Source organism: Staphylococcus sp. Marseille-Q1834 (assembly GCF_916858875.1).
Classification (GTDB): domain Bacteria; phylum Bacillota; class Bacilli; order Staphylococcales; family Staphylococcaceae; genus Staphylococcus; species Staphylococcus pragensis.
Map to the genome: position 1 here is coordinate 522,701 of NZ_CAKASN010000002.1, position 23,151 is coordinate 545,851.

The window sequence follows — 23,151 nt, forward strand, 5'->3', positions numbered from 1 at the left end:
TAATATTGTTTCTTTATCAACAAAAATATACGCTCTTTTTGTTTCCGTGTCAACAATATGAGAATAAAATTTTTTCTTAACCATGCTTTAACAATTTCTAATTTATGGTCTCCGATCTTGTTTAATAATTTCTTCATCCAAATGCTGATTATATCGATGAATAAAAGCCATCATATTTTCAAATTCTTCATTAGTCATAGTTTCAAATACTTTTTCATCTCTTTGTTGAAATTCTTGATGTAATTCTGCGTGAATTTGATAAACGTCTTCACCTTCAGGCGTTAATTTAAAATAAATCTCTTTTTTATTGTTTGGGTTTCTATAGTTTTCAATTAAACCTTTTTGTTGTAAACGTTTTGTAAGTTTACTAATGGCACCTCGCGTCATATATAACGTATCAGCTAGATAACGCACATTAGGTTGTGAATATTCTTTAATTGCTTCAATACAATGAACTTCACTCGATTTATAGCCTTTTAATGCAGCTTCCATTTTATCTTTATTTAACCAACCTATTTTATTGAATAAATCTCTAAAGCTATTCATTAAGATTTCTTCTTTATTTTTTTGCATGTTATATCACTCTTTTTAGAAAATTAATATTATACACATTATAGCTTACATGTATCCTATATTTCAGTATAAAAAAGTCACATAGAAGTGTTTATCTCCTATGTGACTTTACTTTAATTATTTATTTATAATTTACCATGAAGTATTTTTTCTTACCGCGACGAATAATTGTAAATTCATCATCAATTTTATCTTCACTACTTAATTCGTAATCCACAGATTGCTGTCTTTCGCCATTAATATAAATTGCACCATTATTAACGTCCTCTCGTGCTTGACGTTTAGACGAAGCAATACCAGTTTCAATTAATGCTTCAATAATGTTTGTAGTATCAGCTGATAATTCAACTTGTGGTACATCTTTGAAACCTTCTTTTAATTCTTTACCAGATAGTGATTTTAAATCACCACTAAATAATGCTTGAGAAATACGAATCGCGTCATCTAAAGCTTCTTGACCGTGGATAAATTTAGTTACATTTTCAGCTAAAGCTTTTTGAGCTTCACGTAAATGAGGTGCTTCATCTCTTGATTGTTCTAAACGTTCAATTTCTTCTTTATCTAAGAATGTGAAATATTTTAAGAATTTGATTACATCTTCATCTGATTGGTTAATCCAGAATTGATAGAATTCGTAAGGACTTGTTTTATCTGCATCTAACCATACCGCACCAGATTCTGATTTACCGAATTTTTTACCGTCAGATTTTGTTACTAATGGAATTGTTAAACCGTATGCTTCCGTTTGACCATACATACGACGCATTAATTCAATACCACTTGTAATGTTACCCCATTGGTCTGATCCACCTACTTGAATTTTACAATTTAATTCACGATTTAAATGACCAAAGTCAATCGCTTGTAAAATAGTGTATGTGAATTCAGTGTATGAAATACCATTTTCTAAACGTGATTGAATTGAATCTTTACCTAACATATAGTTAACCCCTACATGTTTACCATAATCACGTAAGAAGCTAATTAATGAGATTTGGCTTAACCAATCTTTATTGTTAACTAAAACTGCGCCTTTTTCAGTGCCAAATTCAAATAATTTATGCATTTGTTTACTTAAAGCTTGAACATTTACTTCAACTTGATCTTCTGTTTGTAACACACGTTCTTCTGATTTACCAGAAGGGTCGCCAATCATACCTGTACCTCCACCAATCAGTACAATTGGACGGTGGCCGTGTTCTTGGAAACGGCGTAAAGTCATGAATGGTAATAAATGACCGATGTGTAAGCTATCTGCTGTTGGGTCTGCGCCACAATATAAAGTTACTTGCTCTTTATTTAAAAGCTCTTCAATACCTTGTTCGTCAGTTTGTTGGTAAATTAACCCTCTCCACTGTAATTCTTCAATTAATGCGTTTGTCACGATGACGTCCTCCTCTAAATATAATTATAATATTGAATAAAGATTTAGCATTTTCATAAATAAAAGCGCCCCTACATTAAAAAATGTAAGGGCGCTTAATTGCACGTTACCACCATACTTAAAACAAACCAATACTTTAATACCACTCACAAATAGCTTTATAAATGATATTCAAGCATAGCTGTTCACTCTCTTAATGATACGTTCATTAATAAAACGTAGGATAATTCTTAATAAGGTGTATTCATACAAAAGTAAGTGTTAGTTCACAGCACCCACTAACTCTCTGGAAATCTTACTAAAATACTACTTCTCCTCTTATCCAATATATATTGAATTGCTTTTAATTATAGGTAAGAGATGTTTAAAAGTCAACTTCATGAATGTGGTATACTATATTTAAATTTTAGGAGGTTCGAGATGAAAGTACGTTTAACTCAAGCATATAGAAGTGAAAAATTAAATACTTTTGAAAAAACCTACAAAAAGTTAAAACATATTTGTGTAGGACTTTTTAGTGTTGCTTTATTATTCACTGTTATCGGTTTTATTGGTACTGTATTGTATTTTCATCACTTAACACATGAAGCCTCACAAATAAGTAATACTGAACTTAGACAAAGAGTACTCCACTTTGCTGGTGACGATCTTTTAAATCATGATAATAAAAATATTTTACAAGAATATGATCGCTCTCAAAACTCGTTAATTGTTGGTCCTGCACATGTTAGTCCAAATGTTATCAAAGCATTAACTTCATCTGAAGATACTTTATTCTATAATCATAGGGGTGTTTTACCTAAAGCATTAGTACGAGCTATGGTACAAGATGTATTTAATTTAAAGCAAAGTACAGGTGGAAGCACGATTACTCAACAATTGGTGAAAAACCAAGTGCTTACTAATAAAAAAACTTATAGTCGTAAAGCAAATGAAATCATATTAGCGATGCGTTTGGAAAAAATCTTATCTAAAAATGAGATTATTTATACATATTTAAATATTGTTCCTTTCGGTCGTGATTATGAAGGGGCTAACATTACTGGCATTGCTTCAGCGTCATATAGTTTATTTGGTGTACCACCTTTTGAACTAAACATTGCGCAATCTGCTTATTTAGTAGGCCTATTACAAAGTCCCTATATGTATACGCCTTATGATAAAGATGGTAGTTTAAAATCGCCAAATGAAGTTGAAATTAGCATTCAAAGACAACATTATGTATTAAAGAGAATGTTAGTTGAAGGTGTGATTAGCAAAGAAGAGTATGTGCACGCTAAGAAGTATAATATTTATCATCATTTACTTACTAACCCTAAATTGCATAGTACAAAGCAAACGTCAGCTTAAGTTTGTTAGCGTACTGGGTTCTGCTTTTTCAAAAAAGAAAAAGAGCAGTAGAGATAATCTCTACCACTCTTTGTTAATCATTAAGTTCTAATTAGAATAAACCTACTGCATGTCCGTCTTCTGTAACGTCCATGTTTAATGCAGCTGGTTTCTTAGGTAAACCAGGCATTGTCATGATTGCACCTGTTAATGCAACGATGAAGCCAGCACCTGTTTTAGCTTCTAATTCTCTGATTGTAATATCAAAGTCAGTTGGCGCACCTAATGCAGTTGCGTCGTCACTGAATGAGTATTGTGTTTTAGCCATACAGATTGGATATTTACCCCAACCATTATCAGTGAATTCTTTTAATTGTTTTTTAGCTTTTTTACTAAATGTAACTGAAGAACCACCGTAGATATCTTTAACGATTGTTTCAATTTTTTCTTCTAATGATTGATCTAAATCATATAAGAATTTGAATTCGTTAGGTTGTTCAATTACTTCAAGTACTTGGTTAGCAAGGTCTACGCCACCTTTACCGCCTTTTTCCCAAACTTCAGTTAAAGCGATACGTACGTTGTTTTCTTTAGCCCAAGCTTTTACTGCTTCAGTTTCAGCTTCAGTATCGTGGATAAATGCGTTTAATGCGATAACTGGTTCTACACCGAATTTACGGATGTTGTTAACGTGACGTTCTAAGTTAACAATACCAGCTTTAAGTGCTTCAACATTTTCTTCTTTTAAGTCGTCTTTAGCTACTCCGCCATGCATTTTAAGCGCACGAACTGTTGCTACTAATACTACTGCTGATGGTTCGAAACCTGCTTCACGAGCTTTGATGTCGATGAATTTTTCAGCACCTAAGTCTGAACCGAAACCTGCTTCTGTAACTACGATATCAGCTAAGTCACGTGCAGTTTCTGTAGCTAAGATTGAGTTACAACCATGAGCGATGTTAGCAAATGGTCCACCGTGTACTAATGCAGGTGTACCTTCGATAGTTTGTACTAAGTTTGGTTTGATAGCGTCTTTTAAAATCATTGCTAAAGCGCCTTCAACTTTAAGATCTGCAACAGTGATTGGTTTACGTTCGCGAGTGTAACCAATTGTAATACGGCTAATTTTATCTTTTAAGTCGTTGATGTTACGAGCTAAACATAAAATAGCCATGATTTCAGATGCAACTGTAATGTTGAAGCCATCTTCACGAGGTACACCATTTGTAGGTCCACCTAAACCAACTATCACATTACGTAATGCACGGTCATTCATGTCTAAAACACGTTTCCATTCGATACGACGAACGTCGATACCTAAATCGTTACCTTGATGGATGTGGTTATCGATGAATGCTGATAAAGCATTGTTTGCTGTTGTAATTGCGTGGAAGTCCCCGTTAAAGTGTAAGTTAATGTCTTCCATTGGTAATACTTGTGCGTAACCACCACCAGTGGCACCACCTTTAATACCGAAAGTTGGTCCTAACGCTGGTTCACGTAAAGCAACCATAACGTTTTTATTTAACTCATTAAATGCATCAGATAAACCTACTGTAACTGTTGATTTACCTTCCCCTGCTGGAGTAGGACTCATTGCAGTTACTAATACAACTTTCCCTTTGTTATCTTTAGGTTTAATTTGATTGATATCAATCTTCGCTTTGTAATGACCATATTGTTCTAAAGCAGCTTCAGGAATACCTGCTTTTTTAGCAATTTCTCCAATAGGTTTTAATTCTGATTGATTAGCAATATCTAAATCTGATAAATGTGCCAACTTATTTCAACCCCTTATGATAATTAAAATATTTTTATGTAAGAAGACCTTTACTTGATAGAAGGTTTCTTTAAATCTTACATATTAATAATAACTAACTATATAAGCGATGTCGAATTTTTGTTAGCGTTTCCAAGCATTTGTGTAAAATTTAACTGAAAGTTTAGGTAATTTTTAATTTTTATAAAGATTTAATATGTATATATTTTACATAATAAAAATATAGTCGTTTTAAATGATTAAAAGACGTCCACTATTAAAGTGGACGCTCATTTTCAAAAACAAATTAATCTTCCATCGTACTTAAGTCACCAGCATCTAAATTCAATTCCCATGCTTTGAGCACACGTCTCATAATTTTACCTGAACGTGTTTTAGGTAATTTATCTTTAAATTCAATTTCACGCGGTGCAGCATGTCCTGACAGACCTTCTTTAACAAATTTACGAATTTCTTCTTTGAGCTCGTCAGATGGCTCATATCCTTGTCTTAACGAAATAAATGCTTTAATAATTTCTCCTCTTACTGGGTCAGGTTTACCGATAACCCCTGCTTCAGCTACCGCTTCGTGTTCTACTAATTTAGATTCAACTTCAAATGGACCGACACGTTCCCCTGCTGTCATAATGACATCGTCTACACGGCCTTGGAACCAATAGTAACCATCCTCATCTTTATAAGCTGAATCTCCTGATACATACCAATAACCAATAAAGTAAGAGTCATACTTTTCAGGATTTTTCCAAATTGCATACATCATTGATGGCCAACCTTTTTTAATTGCTAAATTACCCATACGGTTGGGTGGCAATTCATTTCCAGAATCATCAATGATAGCTGCCTCAATACCAGGTAACGGTTTACCCATTGAGCCTAGCTTAACGTTCATTGATGGATAATTGACAATCATATGACCTCCAGTTTCTGTCATCCACCATGTATCAAGTACTCTTTTATCGTATACTTCTTTAGACCATTTAATTACTTCAGGGTTGAGTGGTTCACCCACTGATAAAATTGAACGTAGTGATGATAGATTGTATTTTTCAACGATGTCATCTCCTGCACTCATTAACATTCTTAAAGCAGTTGGAGCAGTATACCAAATTGTTACTTTAAATTCTTCAATCATGTTATACCACTGTTCTGGCGAGAATCTTCCACCGGCAATACAATTCGTCACACCGTTTAGCCATGGCGCAAATACCCCATAAGACGTACCTGTAACCCAACCTGGATCAGCTGTGCACCAGTAAATATCATCGTCTCGTAAATCTAATACATATTTACCAGAAATATAATGTAATAACATTGCTTTTTGAACATGTAATACTCCTTTAGGTTGTCCAGTTGAACCTGAAGTATAATGCAAGATTAAGCCATCATCTTCTTGTAACCATTCGATGTCAAAGTCTTCACTTGCTTGCTTAAGTTCTTTATTAAAATCAACATAGCCCTCTTCAACATCTTCGTCTACAACAATGATAGTTTCAAGATGCGACAATTTATCTTTAGGAATTCTGCCTAATAAACTATTTGTTGTAATGACTACTTTAGCTTCACTATTTTCAAGACGATCTGTTACTGCTTTTTCCATAAAAGCTTCAAACAATGGGCCAACGATAGCACCTATTTTTAAAATACCTAAAAAAGCAAAATAAAGTTCAGGTGTACGAGGCATAAAAATAAATACTCTATCACCCTTTTGTACATTTGCTTTCTCAACTAATACATTTGCAGCTTGATTTGATAATGTTTTCAATTGCTTAAATGTATATTGTTCTTTTCTGCGTTCATCTCTATAATTTAAAGCAATTTTATCCCCCTTACCTTCGTCTACATGACGATCAATACATTCATAAGCCATATTCATTTTCCCAGTTTCATACCATGAAAATGCTTTTTTTACCTCCTCCCAGTTAAAATTCGCATATGTGTCTTCGTAATTTCTTAAGTTATAATTACCTTTCTGTGCTTCATAAACTTCTATTTTCATCATAAACTCCCCCTTGTTATAGTGAAAACGCTTTCTTAAAAAGTATTATACCTCAATTTTTGTGTTATTCAAAATTTTTAGATAATTATTACAATTTAAGTTGTTTATTAAACTAAAAATTATATAATATGATTAATCATTAGGTGAAATGGATGTGAATAAATTGAAACACAAAAAAACATACATCACTAAACAAATGAAATTTGATCAATTCAATATAGTTATTGAAGGTCCAATCGCACACGACGATTTGAAACAATTAACTTTTGATGAAGCCTTAAACGCCTTTCGCCCTCCACAAGACCAATTTGAAGCATTACTAGAAATTACACAATTACCTGAAGGTCGTATTTATATATCGAGAATAAATCAACATATTATAGGCTATGTAACCTATCACTACCCCGATGAGTTTGAGCGATGGTCTGAAGGCAACTTACCTTATCTCATTGAATTAGGAGCCATTGAAGTTCATAAAGATTATAGACAATATCACATTGGTGGCGATCTCATTTCTCAAAGTCTTTCGCAAGATGAGTTTGAAGATTACATTGTTTTAACCACTGAATATTACTGGCATTGGGATTTAGCTCAAGCCAAATTAAATGTTTACGATTACAAGAAAATGATGCAAAAATTAATGGCTAAAGGTGGTTTAGAAGTTTTTGCTACAGATGATCCTGAAATTACAAGTCATCCTGCCAATTGTTTAATGGCTAGAATAGGTAACAGAATATCTCTTGACCAACAACAAGCGTTTGATGATTTAAGGTATAAAAACCGCTTTCTCTTTTAAAAAGATAAGTGAAAGGAGTGTAGCATAAATGTTACCTACAAATAAAACAGGCTTTGTCTATTCAGAGGAACTGTTAAACTATCGTTTTAACAACGACCACCCTTTTAACCAAATGAGGTTAAAATTAACAACTGAACTACTTCAGAACATAAACGTTTTAACAGAAGAACATATCATTAGCCCTAGAATTGCAACTGAAGAAGAATTGGCTTTAGTTCATCAGTATGATTATATTCAAGCGATTAAACATGCCTCGCACGGTATCCTAAGTGAAACTGAAGCTCAAAAATATGGTCTAAATTCTGAAGATACATTTCAATTTAGACATATGCATCGTCATAGTGCCAGAATCGTGGGTGGCGCACTCAATTTAGCGGATGCTATTATGGAGGGCACATTACAAAATGGCTGTCATTTAGGTGGTGGTTTGCATCACAGTTTACCCGGGCGTGCTAATGGGTTTTGTATTTATAATGATGTAGCAGTAACAGCGCAATATTTGTCTACATATTATCATCAACGTGTAATGATCATCGATACGGATGCACATCATGGAGATGGAACACAGTGGAGTTTCTATACAAGTAATGAAATTATGTGTTATTCCATTCATGAAACCGGTAAATTTCTATTTCCTGGCTCAGGACATTATACCGAAAGAGGCGAAGATTTAGGATTTGGCTATACCGTTAATTTACCATTAGAACCTTACACTGAACATGATAATTATTTAAATATCCTAAGAACTACCGTTAAGAGTGTAATTGAATCTTTTAAACCAGATATTATTTTGAGTGTACATGGCGTCGATATTCATTATTTAGACCCTTTAACACACCTTAGCTGTTCTTTAGAAACATTATATGAAATCCCATATATTATTAAACAATTTGCTGATGAGTATACGAATAGTAAAGTTATTATGTTCGGAGGTGGTGGCTATAACATTTGGCAAGTCGTGCCGCGTGCTTGGAGCCATATATTTTTAGCCCTTTTAAATGAGCCTATACGCAATGGTCCCCTTCCTGAAAAATGGTTAACAAAATGGAGTAGCTATTCACCTGTTAAATTAGCGAAACAATGGACCGAAGATTATCGAGATTATCAGCCTGTGTTAAGGTCTAAGGCAATTTCTGAAAAAAACTTAGAACGCGCTCAGCGGATTATTGACTGGTATAGTTAAAATTCAAAAAAATGCGAGTTACATTATTGTAACTCGCAATTCTATACAACTATTTCGTTGTACCACGATATTCAATTCGATGAGGTAAAACCACATTAGGCTCTTCAATTTCTTCTTCATTCATATACTTAGTTAATAAACGCATGCCTACCGCACCAATATCATATAATGGTTGAATAATACTTGATAATCTAGGTCTAACCATTTCAACTAAACGAGTATTATTAAAGCTAACAATTTGTAGGTCTTCAGGAACATTTATACCGGCATCTAAAGCACTGTGTAAAATACCAATTGCTTGTTCATCACTAATTGATAAAATAGCATCAGGTAAATTGTCCTTAATTTCATCAAAGACGCGAATACCATCTTTATAACTTTCAGAGCCAGATAATTGTAAAGTCTCATTTAATTTTAAATCATGCTTTTCAAGTGCTTCTCTTAAGCCGTCAAGAACGTCTTCTTGCGCTTTTTTAGAATAATCTCCACTAACTAAAGCAAATTCTTTAGCTCCTGACTCAATGAGATGTTCTGTAATTTCCTTCGCTGCTTCTTTAAAATCAATATTAACTGAAGCAATGTTATCATCTTTACCATTAGTACCTGAAACTACAACAGGAACTGAAGATTGATTAATTAAATCTTTAATTTCTTCTGAAATCGTTCCACCTAAGAAAATAATGCCATCTACTTGTTTACTTAGTAAATTATTGAAAATTTCTTTCTCTTTCTCAGGATCATTATCAGAGTTAGAAATAATTGAGTGATATTTATACATAATCGCAATATCTTCAATACCACGTGCTAATTGAGAGTAATAAATATTTGAGATATCTGGGATAATAACGCCTACAGTTGTCGTACGTTTACTAGCCAATCCTCTTGCAACAGCATTTGGTCTATAATTTAAACGTTTAATAACCTCATTCACTTTTTTACGAGTCTCAGGTTTTACATTTTGATTACCATTTACTACGCGTGAAACTGTCGCCATTGATACTCGAGCTTCTCTCGCAACATCATATATCGTTACTGTCATAACATCCTCCTTGTAAGCGTTTTATTTACTATTATAACGTGTTTTCATTACATTTTCAAAGTTTATCACAAAAATTATTTGTGTCAAATAAATTATTTATTTATTCACATTTATGTCATAATTTAATATTAATTAAGTTATTTAAGTCAAATTAATTCATTCAAAACATATTTTTTTCGTAAAGTATTTAATATCCCGCTATTTAATATCTTATATTCTGGAGGAATAATAAATAAGCTATTCATTTTTAACTAGAAAATAGTATTATAAAATACTTACTTTTCTTAGTAAAATGAATAGCTTAAATGATTAAAAGTTTTTTATTTTACTAACTTAACTTTATTTAAGTTGTTTAGAATTATACATTTCAGCAAGTGGTTTTAATTCATTATAGAATTTATCGAATTCATTTAAATCCATTTGTTGACCACTATCACTAAGTGCTACTGATGGATCAGGATGAACTTCTGCCATAACACCATCTGCCCCTACTGCTAAAGCAGCTTTTGCTGTAGGTAACATGATATCTTTACGTCCAGTACTATGTGTAACGTCAACCATAACTGGTAAATGAGTACCTTGTTTTAAGATTGGTACTGCAGAGATATCAAGTGTATTACGTGTTGCTTTCTCATATGTGCGAATACCACGTTCACATAAGATAATATTTTTGTTACCTTGTGAAGCAATGTATTCAGCAGCAAATGTAAATTCTTCAATTGTAGCTGATAATCCACGTTTTAATAAGATTGGTTTATTCGTTTTTCCAGCTTCTTTTAAGAGTTCAAAGTTTTGCATATTACGTGCACCAATTTGGAAAACATCTAAATATTCATCAGCAATTTCAAAATCAGCAGGATTAACAATTTCACTTACTACATTGAGACCAAATTTATCTTTGACATTTTTTAATATTTTAAGTCCTTCTACCCCTAATCCTTGGAAGTCATATGGAGAAGTACGAGGTTTGAATGCGCCACCTCTAATAAATTTCTCGCCTTTAGCTTGTAAGTCTTTTGCAACTGCATCTACTTGTTCTTGAGATTCTACTGAACATGGACCAAAAACAAAAGATTTATTACCATCACCAATAATACCGCCATTATCGAATTTAACTACAGTATCCTCTGGTTTTAACTTACGTGAAACATATAAATGTTTTTCATTTTCAGATTTTTGTAAATCTGTTGATGCTTTAAAGATTTCTTTAAATAACTGTTTGATAACATTATCATTGAAAGGTCCTTGGTTACGGTCCATCAATTGATTAATCATTTCTTTTTCACGTTGAGGGTCATATACTTTTGTTCCTTGCTTAATTTTTTCCTCACCGATTTTTTGTGCTAATTCGCCTCTTTTAGATAATAAATCTAAAATCTGATAGTTAATCGAAACAATCTCTTCTCTGTATTGTTCTAACTTAGTTGACATTCTTACTCACCTCAATAAAATTCCTTACTTATATATTACTTTAAAGCGATAAAATAATAGTATTTAAATAGTATTCTAACAATTAGATGGCTGTTGTTCAACCGTATTGATAAATAAATTATCTAAAATTTGTGAATTGTCTAACATTTAAGTTGTTTATTTTACTAATGCAGAATAAAAAGAGCAATGCAAATTGCATTTGCATTACTCTTTTGCAATATACTTTAATAATTAATCATTAAAAGTACGTTTATCTATTTTACTTTTAGCTTTTTCAGTTCTTTGTTGTTGTTTAGGTGTTTTGTTACCTTGCTTTTTGTTTGATTGTTTTTTTACACCGTTAGAATTTTCATTTGTATCGTGCGTAATAACACCTTTATCAAATTTAGCTGAAACATGACTTTGGTTATTTTTCAAATGTGCTTCATCTCTATTGAACTTTTTAGTTACTAACATAGGAATTTTATTGCTTTTAGATTTAGCAATTGGTTTTTCAGCTAATAACTCTTCTGTCTTTTTCGCAACATTTTCATCTTTAGTTAATTTATCTTTTTTAGCGTTCGCAGCTTTAGCTATTCTTTTAGCTAATGATAAGTTATTTGTATTGTGTGTGTTTGTAACTGAAGGGTTAGCTAAATTATTTTCCGCAGCCTCTGCTTTAACAGCACTTTGTTGAGCAGCAAGTTCTTTAGCAGTTACTTTTTCTTGAGATTTATCTGATTTAGCTTCTGCTTTCGCTTCTTGAATTTCTTGGGCTTGTGGTGATTGGTCTGCTAAGTTATTTGATGTCTCTGCTTTAATCGCGTTTTGTTGTGCTGTTAATTCTGTTGCACTTGCTTTTTCTTGTGACTTGTCTGTTTTAGTTTCTGCTTTCGCTTCTTGGATTTCTTGGGCTTGTGGTGATTGATCTGCTAAGTTGTTTGACGTCTCTGCTTTGATTGCATTTTGTTGTGCAACAATTTCTTCTGCACTATTACTTTCATTATTTCTTTGATGATAGTCATTATTCATAGCTTCAACTTTAGCATCCTGAATTTCATGTGCTTGTGGTGACTGATCTGCTAAGTTGTTTGATGTCTCTGCTTTTATCGCATTTTGTTGTGCTTTCAACTCATCTGAAGTAATATTTGAATTTTTTCTATTTTTGAAGTCATCAATTTTTTGTTTTACATTTTCAATATTTTCTTCAGCTTGACGTCTAATATGATGATAGTTATCTTTAAACTCTTGCTCTTTAGCTTTAGCTTGATCAATTTTATCTTGAGCTTTTGTTTTAGTAAGTAAGCCAATAGCAGAACCGATTAAAGCGCCTGTAATAAAGCTTACTACAAAGTCTTTTCTTGAATTCTTAGTATTGTAAGTATACTGATGACGAGAATTTGTAGTAACTTGACTATTTTGATTGCTTCCTCTATTGTGCAAGTCTTCACCAGTGTTGTTTGTTTCAAATGCATCTCTATCATAATGTCTTGTCGCATTTGTATATTGTGCGTTTTCACGTTGATTTGCACCTTGGTTACGTAAATCATTACCTGTATTGTAAGATTCAAACGCATCACGATTATAATGTCTTGTCGCATTTGTCTGTGCTGAACCATCTTGTTGGTTAGCGCCTTGACCATGTAAGTCATTACCAGTGTTGTTTGTCTCGAATGCATCTCTATCGTAATGTTTTGTCGCATTTGTTTGTGCTACATCACTTTGTTGGTTAGCACCTTGACCATGTAAATCATTGCCAGTGTTGTTTGTCTCAAATGCGTCTCTATTGTAATGTTTTGTCGCATTTGTTTGTGCTACATCACTTTGTTGGTTAGCACCTTGGCCATGTAAGTCATTGCCAGTATTGTTTGTTTCAAATGCATCTCTATCGTAATGTTTTGTCGCATTTGTTTGCGCTGCATCATTTTGTTGGTTAGCGCCTTGACCATGTAAGTCATTACCAGTGTTGTTTGTCTCGAATGCATCTCTATCGTAATGTTTTGTCGCATTTGTTTGTGCTACATCACTTTGTTGGTTAGCACCTTGACCATGTAAATCATTGCCGGTGTTGTTTGTCTCGAATGCGTCTCTATCATAATGTTTTGTCGCATTTGTTTGCGCTACATCACTTTGTTGGTTAGCACCTTGGCCATGTAAGTCATTGCCTGTGTTGTTTGTTTCAAATGCGTCTCTATCGTAATGTTTTGTCGCATTTGTTTGCGCTGCATCAGTTTGTTGGTTAGCACCTTGACCATGTAAGTCATTGCCTGAGTTATGTTTTTCAAACGCATCGCGATTATATTTCTTACTCATGCTAATTCCTCCTATAAGAAATGCACTTAAACAAGTACAAACCTCATTTAAGTGCATTTGATTGAATCATATTAATTAAAAGTTTTTCTCAACGTTTGTAGTGTAATTTTGGTTTGAATGATTTGCATATTTTGCATCATCAGCTACAGAATTTGTTCTGTAGTTTGCACTTCCTCTGCGGTAGTGTCTATTTTGCCATTTGTCAGCAATTTCCATTGCCACATTTGACCATTGAACTACTTGAGAAATTTTATCTTCATTTTGAGAAATGTTATGTGTAATTGAGTTAGTTACACGATCAACTGAACTATTTAAAGTTTGAACTGAATCGCCAATGCCTTTTACGCCATCAACAACAGAGTTTAAACGTTCAACTTTACCTTGAATATCTTCAGTTAAGCGATTTGCTTTGTGAAGTAAGTCAGTTGATTCACGAGTGATACCTTGAACTTGACCTTCAACACCATCTAGTGTTTTAGCCACATGATCTAAATTCTTTTTAACTGAGATTAAAACTACAAAGATTCCAATACATAAAAGTAAGAATGCAATTGCAGCGATAATTCCAGCAATTGGTAAAATCCAATCCATTAAAAACGCCTCCTAATTACTTTTAAAATAAAAGTCATTAATTATTAATACCCAACATAATTATATATAAACATATTAAAATTCATTTGTAATGCCAATTTTTTCTTCATAAGCGCGTTGAAGTTTTTGAATGTCCCCTGCGCCCATGAATAAAATAACTGCATCTTTAAATTCTTTTAATACGTCAATATTATTTTCATCGATTAATGCAGATCCGTCAATACGGTTTATTAAATCTTGGATAGTTAATTCTCCAGTATTTTCTCGAATAGAACCAAATATTTCACATAAAAATACATGATCAGCTTTGCTTAAGGATTCAGCGAATTCATTTAAGAAAGCTTGTGTTCTAGAAAATGTGTGAGGCTGAAATACTGCTACGATTTCTTTGTTAGGATATTTTTTTCGTGCTGTTTCAATTGTAGCACTAATTTCTCTAGGATGGTGAGCATAATCGTCTACTAATACTTGTTTAGCAACATTTGTTTCATTAAAGCGACGTTTTACACCACCAAATGTTTCTAAAGCCTCTTTAATATTATTTACGTTCATTTTTTCTAAATAACTAATAGTGATAACTGAGAGTGCATTTTGGATGTTATGGTCACCATATTGAGGCGTTAAGAATTGATCATAATATTCACCATTGATATAAACATCAAATTGCGTTCCTTTATCAGTAATTTGAATATTATCTGCATAAACGTCATCGTTTTTACTTAAACCATAATAATAAATTGGAACATCCGCTTCTAATTTTCTTAAATGTTCATCGTCTCCCCAAGCAATAATGGCTTTTTTGACATTATGTGCCATGTTTTGGAAAGCATCAGCTACATCATCTATATCTTTAAAATAGTCTGGATGATCAAAATCAATATTAGTCATAATAGCATAATCCGGGTGATAACTTAAGAAGTGGCGACGGTATTCACATGCTTCAAATGCAAAATAATCACTTGCCGGTAATCCCATACCAGTACCATCACCAATTAAGAATGATGTCTTTTTGTCACCATTCATAACATGAGACAATAAACCTGTAGTAGATGTTTTACCGTGTGCTCCAGTTACAGCTACAGATGTATATTGACTAATCACTTGACCTAAAAAGTCATGATATTTAATAACATCTAATTTTAAATCATGGGCTTTAACGATTTCTTCATGTGTATCTGGAAACGCATTACCTTGTATTACTACCATGCCTTCTTTAATATTATCAGCACTAAAAGGAAGAATTTTAATTCCTTTATTTTTTAATGCTACTTCTGTAAATACGTAATTTTCAATATCTGAGCCTTGCACTTCATGTCCTAAATCATGCATGATTTGTGCTAAAGAACTCATTCCTGAGCCTTTAATACCAACAAAATGATAATGCGTCATAACCATAAAACTCCTTTTAAATTAATCTTTCTTTAAATCTTCTTCTGTTATATATACATCTCTTGGTTTAGAACCATTAGCGCCAGAAATATAATTTAACTGTTCTAATTGGTCTACGATTCTAGCTGCACGATTGTATCCAATTTGAAAATGTCTTTGAATTGAAGAAGTAGAAATATGTCCTTCTTTAACCATAAATTCACATACATCATCAAATAGTTCATCTTGAGCTTGTGTTTGATTCTTTTTCAGTAATTCTTTTTCTTCAAATAAATAATTTGGCTCTCTTTGCGCTTTAATAAAATCAACGACTTCATCGATTTCATCATCTGACACAAATGTACCTTGTACACGTATAGGTTTATTCATACCGCTGCCTAAGTAAAGCATATCGCCATAACCTAATAATCGTTCTGCGCCACCACTATCTAAAATAGTACGTGAATCTACGCTTGATGACACCATAAAAGCGATACGTGTAGGAATGTTAGCTTTAATTAATCCTGTAATGACATTTACTGATGGTCTTTGAGTTGCGACAAGCATATGGATTCCACATGCACGTGCTTTCTGAGCAATTCTTGCAATAGATTGTTCAACTTCTTGTGGAGCCATCATCATTAAATCAGCTAACTCATCAATAACAATAACAATTTTTGGCATTCTTTGCTCATATGACGCTTTTTTATTGAAAGCAGTAATATTTCTCACATGGTATTGCGCAAATAATTTATAACGGCGTTCCATTTCCTCTACAGCCCATTTTAAACTTTGAGTGGCTGCTTTTACATCTGTAATAACTGGTGACACGAGATGTGGTAAATCATTGTATGGAGCCAATTCAACCATTTTTGGATCAATTAATAATAATCTTAATTCTTCAGGGTGATTCTTATAGAGTAATGACATTAAGATACTATTGATACAAACAGACTTACCAGAACCTGTCGCACCTGCAATAAGTGCATGAGGCGTCTTAGCAATATCCATAAGCAATGGATCATTATTAATACGATTACCCATTGCTACAGTTAATTTAGATTCAGCATTTTTAAATTTATCTGTTTCTAAAATGGATTTTAAGTTAACTTTAGTTGGATTTTGGTTAGGAACCTCAATACCGACTAAACTTGTTCCAGGAATTGGCGCTTCAATTCTAATATCTTTTGCAGCTAGCGCCATTTTTATATCATCCTGCAGTGCTGTAATTCTTGAAACTTTAACCCCTTTTTCAACTGCTAATTCAAATCGAGTAACACTTGGACCTTCAGTAACATTTTGAACTTCAGCAGGCACATTAAAATAATAGAATGCATCATTTAACTCTTGCTTTTTCTCTTCAATCCAAGCTTCATCAATTTCATGAGTTTCAGGGTTCTCAAGTAAATCTAAGCTTGGTAATTTAATGTTTGGCCCTTTTCGAATCGCAGGTTTAGACACTTCAGTTTCAGCATTGTTTGCTTGATTACCTTCTTTAGTTGCACCACTAGCTTCATTTGAAGGTACTGAATTGCTTTCTATTGGAGCTTTAGTTTCTTGTTTAGTAACAATTTCTGTTGATAATGACTTTTCAGCAGTGTTGTCGTTATTACGGTCACTAATTACTTCCTGCGTATCATTAGATGAGTTCTCAGACTGGTTTAGTTTACTATGATTTGAATGATCTGCTTCAGAATTAGTTTGTTGGTTAGCAACTTGTTTACCATTAGAGATAGACGTTTCTACTTTTCTGCCATTATTTACCAGTGTAGAAGAGTTGTCATTATCTTCTTTTTTAACTTTCGTTTCTGGTTTCAATTCAGGCACTGCTACTTTACGTGATTTCTTTTTAAATGCATCCATCATACGCTTTTTATCAGACGGCGTCATAACTACATTAAATGGTTTGCTACCTGGCTTAATTGATTGTTTAAGCGATTTTTTAGGTTGCTCAAGCTGATTTTCATTGTTGTTATGATGCTCATCTGTTGTTGCTTTGTTAGTTACAGTATCATCAATATTAGAAGAATTATTTCCTTCTAAATCATGTGTTTTAGCTTGAGAATTGTCAGCTGAATGATCATTGTATGAATTTCTCATCTCATTTTCTTTTTTGTCTGAATCTTCATGAGGTTTTGTTGCATATTCCGTTTCTGACTCTACTGCATTTTGAACAAAATCATTAGTTTCATGTTGAGTTTGAGATGAATTTGATTGATTTTCATTCATGGTCGAATCATCTTGAGATAAAGTACTGTTTGATGATTCTTCAGCTGAATTATCTTCCTCTTGCGCTTTATAAGAGCCATCTTGAGCTTTATCAAGTTCGCGATAATTCGCTTCATCTATAGTCGTCTCATCACTTTCACTTGAATTATAAGGTGCATCATCTTCGTTATTGTCATGAACCTTGGTGTGTTCATTTGAAACATCCTCAATTTGTCCTTCACTATCTTTATCAACTAATGTTGATTCTTGATCAGAAATTAGTTGAGTAGTGTCATCTAAGTGTTGTACTGAAGAATCTTCTGATTCAAATTGCTTTTTATCTTCTTGAGCATTTTCAACCTTCACATCTTCATCTTTCACTTGTTGAACGCTCGGCACTTGATTTAAATCAATTTCTTCATAATTATACGGTGATGCTTTATTTAAGTCCTCAACTTGTTGTTGCTCTATATCATCAGTATTTACATTTGTTGATTGTGATTCACGAGACGCCTGAGTAATATCATGAGGTGTCGCTTCAATTACATTGTCTGTATCATTCTCATTTGTTGTAGATGATTGATCTGTCTTTTTACCGAATGATTCATCGTCAAGTGAGCTTTCTCCTATATATTGCTTAGCTTGTTGCGCATACATTTCGTCAATTGCTTTTTGAATATCATCATCTTCATTATTTGTTTGCTGACGCTTATTTTGTAAAGCTTCTTTAAACTTACGTTTTTGTTGCGCTTTACGTTCTCTTTCTTTTCTAATTTCTTCAACAATTTGTGAAGCATAGATATTTTCAATATTAATTGTATTATCTCTTTGAGAATAATTAGGTGTTTTTTCATTTGAAGAGAGAGTCTCGTTAGTTTCTGTATTATCTATTGCATTATCAGACACTTCATTCACTGAAGAATGTTTATCTTCATCTTTTGACACACTAATATTATTATTTTTTGAAAATGTTTCTGCAGGTTTTTCTTCATTATGAGTAACACGTTCTGCCGTATTAGCATAATCTTTAGTTGAATCTGCTTTATTATCCTCTGAATCTTTGGCAGGCGGTATCACGCCATTTCTTATAGGACGACGTTTTTTAGTACCAAAAATAGCAGAAGGAACTTCAGAAGTTTTAAAGCTCGACTTATGATATGTAGAATGAGGACGCGTATTATAACTTGATTTAAAACGCTCTGATTGCAATTTCACACGCTCATGATCATTAGAATTTCGTTGAGAAGTAGAGTATTTACTTCTTTGTGAATTTACGTGATTAGAACTTGACTGAGTAGAAACATTTTCACGTCTATGTGAAGGTCTTTCTTTAATTGAAGGGATACCAGTGTCATCATGATTGGTATATTTTCTTCTACGACGTCTTCTCGTATCTTGAGCGCTATCATAAGCTTGAGTTTGTTCAGAAGCTTGATTAAAGTCGTCATAATGATATGAACCGTAGTCGTATAAATCTTCGTTATTGTATGAAGCATCGTTATGATAGGTTTCATCTTCATTGCTATTCTCTTGATAAATAGCATCTTCAGCCTCATCCGTATCTCTACCAACGTCTATTGGGAAACGAAATTTACCTTTTGGTCGGTCATAAATATCATCATTTTCAGGAAGTAATGCATTATCATCATTCATTTGTGTTTTTGAGTCCTGACGACGTTTGTTTTTACGTCTTAATAATTCTTCATTCGAATTATTATCATTGCCAAATAATTCATCAAACCAACTCATACACTCACATCCTTCCTTTTTTAATCAAAAAATGCTTGACCGACTTGATAATCGTCAGATAGTACCATGATACCTTTTTCTTGAGGCGCATTTGGTAAGTTTAATTCTTTCATGGAACAAACCATACCACTTGAAGCAACACCACGTAATTCAGCGTCTTTAATAACCATACCACTTGGCATAACAGCACCTACTTTAGCAACAACTACTTTTTGTCCGGCTTCAACATTTGGTGCACCACACACAATTTGCAAGTTTTCATTACCTACGTTAACTTTTAAAATACTTAATTTATCTGCATTAGGATGTTTATCTTTAGTTTCAACATATCCTACGACAAATTTAGGTGATAAATCTGCATCTAATTTGTAATCTACACTAGATTTATCGATTGCTTGTTGCAATGCGTCAACCAATTCTGGCGTTAATTTGATATGACCATTTTCTTGAATTTTGAAGTAGTTAGAGAATCCAAAAATATTAAATCCAACTACTTTATCTCCGTCTTTGATAACAACGATATCATTTTGTTTATCATATTCGAACGGACCATTTGTAGGTTCGATTTGTAGGAATGCTACGTCCCCTACCCCTGCATTATTATAAAATAAATTCATTGTAACTCTCCTCTATTTATCTTTATTATTAAACTTTTTACGATTCGCTTCCAAACGCTGAATAACATTAGGATCGCGTTTCTGTTTATTATTTTTACCTAGAATAAATATAGGTTCAAAATGTCCTTTTTCATAACCAAAAGATAATGATGTAATAGGAACTAATCCTTTAGTGAAAAATTCCATAGTTAAATGTGCCATCACATCATAACCTGTTTTATTACGAATATCTGCGATAATTAATACATCTTGATGCGGAACGGCTACTAACATTTCGCCTTCGCACTGACTATAAATCTCATCTAAAAATTTAGTATTTAGAATACGACTTGCATCATATCCATCATTAGAATTCACGAAATAAAAAATATTTCCTTTTACTTCGTCAGTTTTATATTTATTCTGTAATTTACGAATATTAAATAAAGACATTTCTTTAACTTGTTGTTCAGTTATACCTAATTGTTTAAGCATACTTTCGTCAATCAAACGGTAAGATTTACCTAAATCCAGTGCGTAGTAAATGTTAGTTTCTGCAGTATGCTTTTCAATAATAAATGGATGACCTTCTTTAGTTTTTTTATCAAAACTTGCTGAACGAATAACAGGCATAATTTGGATATCTTGCATTTTATTTAGACTATCATCATTCATTTGAGCAATTGCTTCTTCGACATAATAAACAATTTCATCCACTATTTTTTCTTTTTGTTCTTCATACTTGGCAACAATCGCATTTAATTTGATTGTGACGCCTTTATGATTGTCTTGTCTATAAATACGTAACGTTTCTTCTTCGCGGTCGAACTTAAAATCGACATCTAAGCTACTTAAACGTTGTTTAATTTTATCTCTCATTTGAAAGACATTCATTTTTAACACTCCTATTTCGCACCTTATAATATTTTACAATAAATAAGTACCTAATTACAGAGAAATCAAAGTATTACTTAAATAGAATTCTATTTTTCTACTTAAAATGAGGTACAAAATCATTATTATAAAATATTACTTGTACTGATTTAAAAATTCGTCAATTTGTTCAATTGATTTACGTTCTTTTCCAATATAGCTACCTACTAATTCACCTTGTTTAAAGACTAAAAAGCTTGGAATACCCATAATATCATTTTCAATAGCTAAATCGATAAATTCGTCTCTATCTACTGATACGAATTTAAAATCTTTATATTTTTCTTCTAGTTTTGGTAAATCTGGTTCAATCACTCGACAGTCTGGACACCATCCTGCAGTAAATTCAAATACAGTATTTTCTTGTTTTAATTCATTAAATTGTTGTTCAGATTCTAATTTAATCATTTTATCTCTCCTAATATTAGTCTTGATATTGTAATTGTTTAATTGTTTGATCATCTAAATTTAAAATAGCGTGTTGCAATAATTCACGTGCCGCATAATAATCTCTAATATCAAATACAGCATCAGTGCTATGAATATACCTTGCACATACGCCTATTACAGCAGTTGGCACACCTTGATTTGCTTTGTGGATTTCTCCCCCATCAGTGCCGCCTGGCGAAATATAATATTGATGCTTAATATTATGTTCTTTAGTTAAATCTAATAAATAGTTTTTAAAGTTAGGCTGAAGAATCATCGTACCATCTTTAATACGGATGAGTGTACCTCCGCCTAATTCTCCAGATAACTGTTGTACTCCTTTAATATCGTTCGCCGGAGAACAATCTACTACAAATGCGATATCAGGTTGAATCATTTCTGTCGCTGCTTTCGCTCCTCTTAAACCTACTTCTTCTTGGACATTGGCACCAACATATAAATCAACATCCAACTCGACATCTTTTAACAATTCTAATATCTCAATAGCAATGACACAACCATATCGATTATCCCATGCTTTCGCACTAAATCGATGCTCTGATAATTGAGTGAAAGGAGTATAAGGTACAATCGTGTCCCCTATTTCAATTCCACGCTCACGTACTTCCTCTGCACTTTCTGAACCAATATCTAACATTAAATCTTTAATCTCAGGCACCGCTTCGTTACCTGTTCTAAAATGTTTTGGGATGTTTGAAACTACCCCAATAACGTGTTCGCCATCTCTATTTTTAACTTGTAAGCGTTGACCTTGCCATATATCATTTACCACGCCCCCAAGATTTGTAAATTGAATCATTCCATTAGAAGTAATATTCGTAATCATAAAGCCAATCTCATCCATGTGAGCAGCAATCATCACACGTTTAGCATTTTCTTTTTTAGATTTCTTTACGCCATAGAAACCACCCATATGATTAGTTATAAATTCATCTACATATGATTTCATTTCTTGTTTCATATATGCACGCACGTTGTCTTCAAAGCCTGGCGCGCCATGCAGTTCAGTTAATGTTTGAATTCTTTTCAATGTTTTGTCGTTTTGCATTTAAATAACACGCTCCTCAAATGTATTATATCATTTTGAATATGGTAAACTAATGATACGAATTCATTAAGAGAGGTAAGAGGTTATGACACGTCAAACAATTAAATTCATCACAATTCCTGTAGTACTAACAGTTGGCGTTTCTACAGCAATTTTATTTTATTATCTTCTTGACAATAAAAAAGTCAAACAGCCAAATAAAGTGTTAGACGAAGCTAAATCTTATTTCATGAATATAAGAGGCTCCTGCATTCTTCATGAGGCATATGTAGACAATGATAAGTATCCTAATCGTTTAATTTATCAAGGCGGAATCACTCAAGATAAGCACAATAAAATTATAGAATATATATTCTATGCAGATGCTTACACTGGTGAAATATTAACTATCGAAGAGTTGTAGAT

At 32.9% G+C, this 23,151-nt stretch carries 18 protein-coding genes; 4 read left to right on the forward strand and 14 right to left on the reverse strand.

Translation table 11 applies throughout. The annotated features are described in order from the left end of the window. Positions 1-102: 102 nt before the first annotated feature. The gene (locus LIX58_RS11670) at positions 103-573 is read right to left on the reverse strand and encodes a MarR family winged helix-turn-helix transcriptional regulator (protein ID WP_154838264.1); all 471 of its coding nucleotides are present in this window, start codon (positions 571-573) and stop codon (positions 103-105) included. A gap of 121 nt (positions 574-694) precedes the next feature. Next, the gene (gene tyrS, locus LIX58_RS11675; RefSeq protein ID WP_154838265.1) at positions 695-1,957 is read right to left on the reverse strand and encodes a tyrosine--tRNA ligase; all 1,263 of its coding nucleotides are present in this window, start codon (positions 1,955-1,957) and stop codon (positions 695-697) included. A gap of 420 nt (positions 1,958-2,377) precedes the next feature. Here tyrS and LIX58_RS11680 point away from each other — a divergent pair, with 420 nt between their 5' ends. Further along, on the forward strand, positions 2,378-3,307 hold the full coding sequence (locus LIX58_RS11680; RefSeq protein WP_226386346.1) for a transglycosylase domain-containing protein: 930 nt from the start codon (positions 2,378-2,380) through the stop codon (positions 3,305-3,307). A 91-nt stretch (positions 3,308-3,398) separates the two neighbouring features. On the opposite strand, the gene LIX58_RS11685 is transcribed toward LIX58_RS11680, so the two are convergent. Continuing rightward, positions 3,399-5,066, reverse strand: a complete 1,668-nt coding sequence (locus LIX58_RS11685) for a formate--tetrahydrofolate ligase (protein ID WP_126567120.1) — start codon at positions 5,064-5,066, stop codon at positions 3,399-3,401. A 286-nt stretch (positions 5,067-5,352) separates the two neighbouring features. Continuing rightward, positions 5,353-7,062 carry an acetate--CoA ligase gene (acsA, locus tag LIX58_RS11690; RefSeq protein ID WP_154838267.1) on the reverse strand — a complete coding sequence of 570 codons (1,710 nt, stop codon included), beginning with the start codon at positions 7,060-7,062 and terminating at the stop codon, positions 5,353-5,355. Positions 7,063-7,225: 163 nt separating this feature from the next. Between acsA and LIX58_RS11695 the strand changes: the two genes are divergently transcribed. Together LIX58_RS11695 and LIX58_RS11700 are read left to right on the forward strand one after the other, a co-directional pair. Beyond that, positions 7,226-7,858 carry a GNAT family N-acetyltransferase gene (locus tag LIX58_RS11695; RefSeq protein ID WP_154838295.1) on the forward strand — a complete coding sequence of 211 codons (633 nt, stop codon included), beginning with the start codon at positions 7,226-7,228 and terminating at the stop codon, positions 7,856-7,858. Positions 7,859-7,886: 28 nt separating this feature from the next. Beyond that, on the forward strand, positions 7,887-9,041 hold the full coding sequence (locus tag LIX58_RS11700) for an acetoin utilization protein AcuC (RefSeq protein ID WP_154838268.1): 1,155 nt from the start codon (positions 7,887-7,889) through the stop codon (positions 9,039-9,041). Positions 9,042-9,090: 49 nt separating this feature from the next. On the opposite strand, the gene ccpA is transcribed toward LIX58_RS11700, so the two are convergent. The 10 genes from ccpA to LIX58_RS11750 form a co-directional block, all read right to left on the reverse strand. Then, positions 9,091-10,080, reverse strand: coding sequence for a catabolite control protein A (gene ccpA / locus LIX58_RS11705; RefSeq protein ID WP_126567123.1), 990 nt, complete (start codon positions 10,078-10,080; stop codon positions 9,091-9,093). A 339-nt stretch (positions 10,081-10,419) separates the two neighbouring features. Continuing rightward, positions 10,420-11,511, reverse strand: a complete 1,092-nt coding sequence (locus tag LIX58_RS11710) for a bifunctional 3-deoxy-7-phosphoheptulonate synthase/chorismate mutase (protein ID WP_126567124.1) — start codon at positions 11,509-11,511, stop codon at positions 10,420-10,422. A gap of 231 nt (positions 11,512-11,742) precedes the next feature. Continuing rightward, positions 11,743-13,803 carry a YtxH domain-containing protein gene (locus LIX58_RS11715; protein WP_226386347.1) on the reverse strand — a complete coding sequence of 687 codons (2,061 nt, stop codon included), beginning with the start codon at positions 13,801-13,803 and terminating at the stop codon, positions 11,743-11,745. Between the two features lie 75 nt (positions 13,804-13,878). Next, positions 13,879-14,394 carry a DUF948 domain-containing protein gene (locus tag LIX58_RS11720; RefSeq protein WP_126566080.1) on the reverse strand — a complete coding sequence of 172 codons (516 nt, stop codon included), beginning with the start codon at positions 14,392-14,394 and terminating at the stop codon, positions 13,879-13,881. Between the two features lie 75 nt (positions 14,395-14,469). Then, positions 14,470-15,783, reverse strand: a complete 1,314-nt coding sequence (murC, locus tag LIX58_RS11725) for a UDP-N-acetylmuramate--L-alanine ligase (RefSeq protein ID WP_126566083.1) — start codon at positions 15,781-15,783, stop codon at positions 14,470-14,472. Between the two features lie 21 nt (positions 15,784-15,804). Further along, complete coding sequence (locus LIX58_RS11730; protein ID WP_154838269.1) at positions 15,805-19,719, reverse strand: DNA translocase FtsK; 3,915 nt, start codon at positions 19,717-19,719, stop codon at positions 15,805-15,807. Between the two features lie 20 nt (positions 19,720-19,739). After that, positions 19,740-20,336 (reverse strand): YtpR family tRNA-binding protein, encoded by a 597-nt coding sequence (gene ytpR / locus LIX58_RS11735; RefSeq protein ID WP_154838270.1) that lies wholly within the window; start codon positions 20,334-20,336, stop codon positions 19,740-19,742. Positions 20,337-20,348: 12 nt separating this feature from the next. After that, a complete protein-coding gene (locus LIX58_RS11740) occupies positions 20,349-21,209 on the reverse strand; it encodes a DUF1444 domain-containing protein (protein WP_126566090.1) in 861 nt (286 codons plus the stop codon). A 135-nt stretch (positions 21,210-21,344) separates the two neighbouring features. Then, positions 21,345-21,710 carry a thioredoxin family protein gene (locus LIX58_RS11745; RefSeq protein ID WP_371869264.1) on the reverse strand — a complete coding sequence of 122 codons (366 nt, stop codon included), beginning with the start codon at positions 21,708-21,710 and terminating at the stop codon, positions 21,345-21,347. Then, positions 21,673-22,746, reverse strand: a complete 1,074-nt coding sequence (locus LIX58_RS11750) for a M42 family metallopeptidase (RefSeq protein WP_154838271.1) — start codon at positions 22,744-22,746, stop codon at positions 21,673-21,675. Before LIX58_RS11750 ends, LIX58_RS11745 begins: the two co-directional genes overlap by 38 nt. 85 nt (positions 22,747-22,831) lie before the next feature. On the opposite strand from LIX58_RS11750, the gene LIX58_RS11755 reads away from it, so the two are divergent. Then, complete coding sequence (locus LIX58_RS11755) at positions 22,832-23,149, forward strand: PepSY domain-containing protein (protein ID WP_226386348.1); 318 nt, start codon at positions 22,832-22,834, stop codon at positions 23,147-23,149. Positions 23,150-23,151 lie beyond the last annotated feature (2 nt).

Coding starts and splice junctions, on each gene's coding strand:
- LIX58_RS11745 (WP_371869264.1), bottom strand. CDS start 21,710: ATGATCAAACAATTAAACAATTACAATATCAAGACTAATATTAGGAGA.
- LIX58_RS11710 (WP_126567124.1), bottom strand. CDS start 11,511: ATGTCAACTAAGTTAGAACAATACAGAGAAGAGATTGTTTCGATTAAC.
- murC (WP_126566083.1), bottom strand. CDS start 15,783: ATGACGCATTATCATTTTGTTGGTATTAAAGGCTCAGGAATGAGTTCT.
- LIX58_RS11715 (WP_226386347.1), bottom strand. CDS start 13,803: ATGAGTAAGAAATATAATCGCGATGCGTTTGAAAAACATAACTCAGGC.
- LIX58_RS11730 (WP_154838269.1), bottom strand. CDS start 19,719: ATGAGTTGGTTTGATGAATTATTTGGCAATGATAATAATTCGAATGAA.
- ccpA (WP_126567123.1), bottom strand. CDS start 10,080: ATGACAGTAACGATATATGATGTTGCGAGAGAAGCTCGAGTATCAATG.
- LIX58_RS11670 (WP_154838264.1), bottom strand. CDS start 573: ATGCAAAAAAATAAAGAAGAAATCTTAATGAATAGCTTTAGAGATTTA.
- LIX58_RS11740 (WP_126566090.1), bottom strand. CDS start 21,209: ATGAATGTCTTTCAAATGAGAGATAAAATTAAACAACGTTTAAGTAGC.
- LIX58_RS11755 (WP_226386348.1), top strand. CDS start 22,832: ATGACACGTCAAACAATTAAATTCATCACAATTCCTGTAGTACTAACA.
- LIX58_RS11750 (WP_154838271.1), bottom strand. CDS start 22,746: ATGCAAAACGACAAAACATTGAAAAGAATTCAAACATTAACTGAACTG.
- LIX58_RS11700 (WP_154838268.1), top strand. CDS start 7,887: ATGTTACCTACAAATAAAACAGGCTTTGTCTATTCAGAGGAACTGTTA.
- ytpR (WP_154838270.1), bottom strand. CDS start 20,336: ATGAATTTATTTTATAATAATGCAGGGGTAGGGGACGTAGCATTCCTA.
- LIX58_RS11720 (WP_126566080.1), bottom strand. CDS start 14,394: ATGGATTGGATTTTACCAATTGCTGGAATTATCGCTGCAATTGCATTC.
- acsA (WP_154838267.1), bottom strand. CDS start 7,062: ATGAAAATAGAAGTTTATGAAGCACAGAAAGGTAATTATAACTTAAGA.
- LIX58_RS11680 (WP_226386346.1), top strand. CDS start 2,378: ATGAAAGTACGTTTAACTCAAGCATATAGAAGTGAAAAATTAAATACT.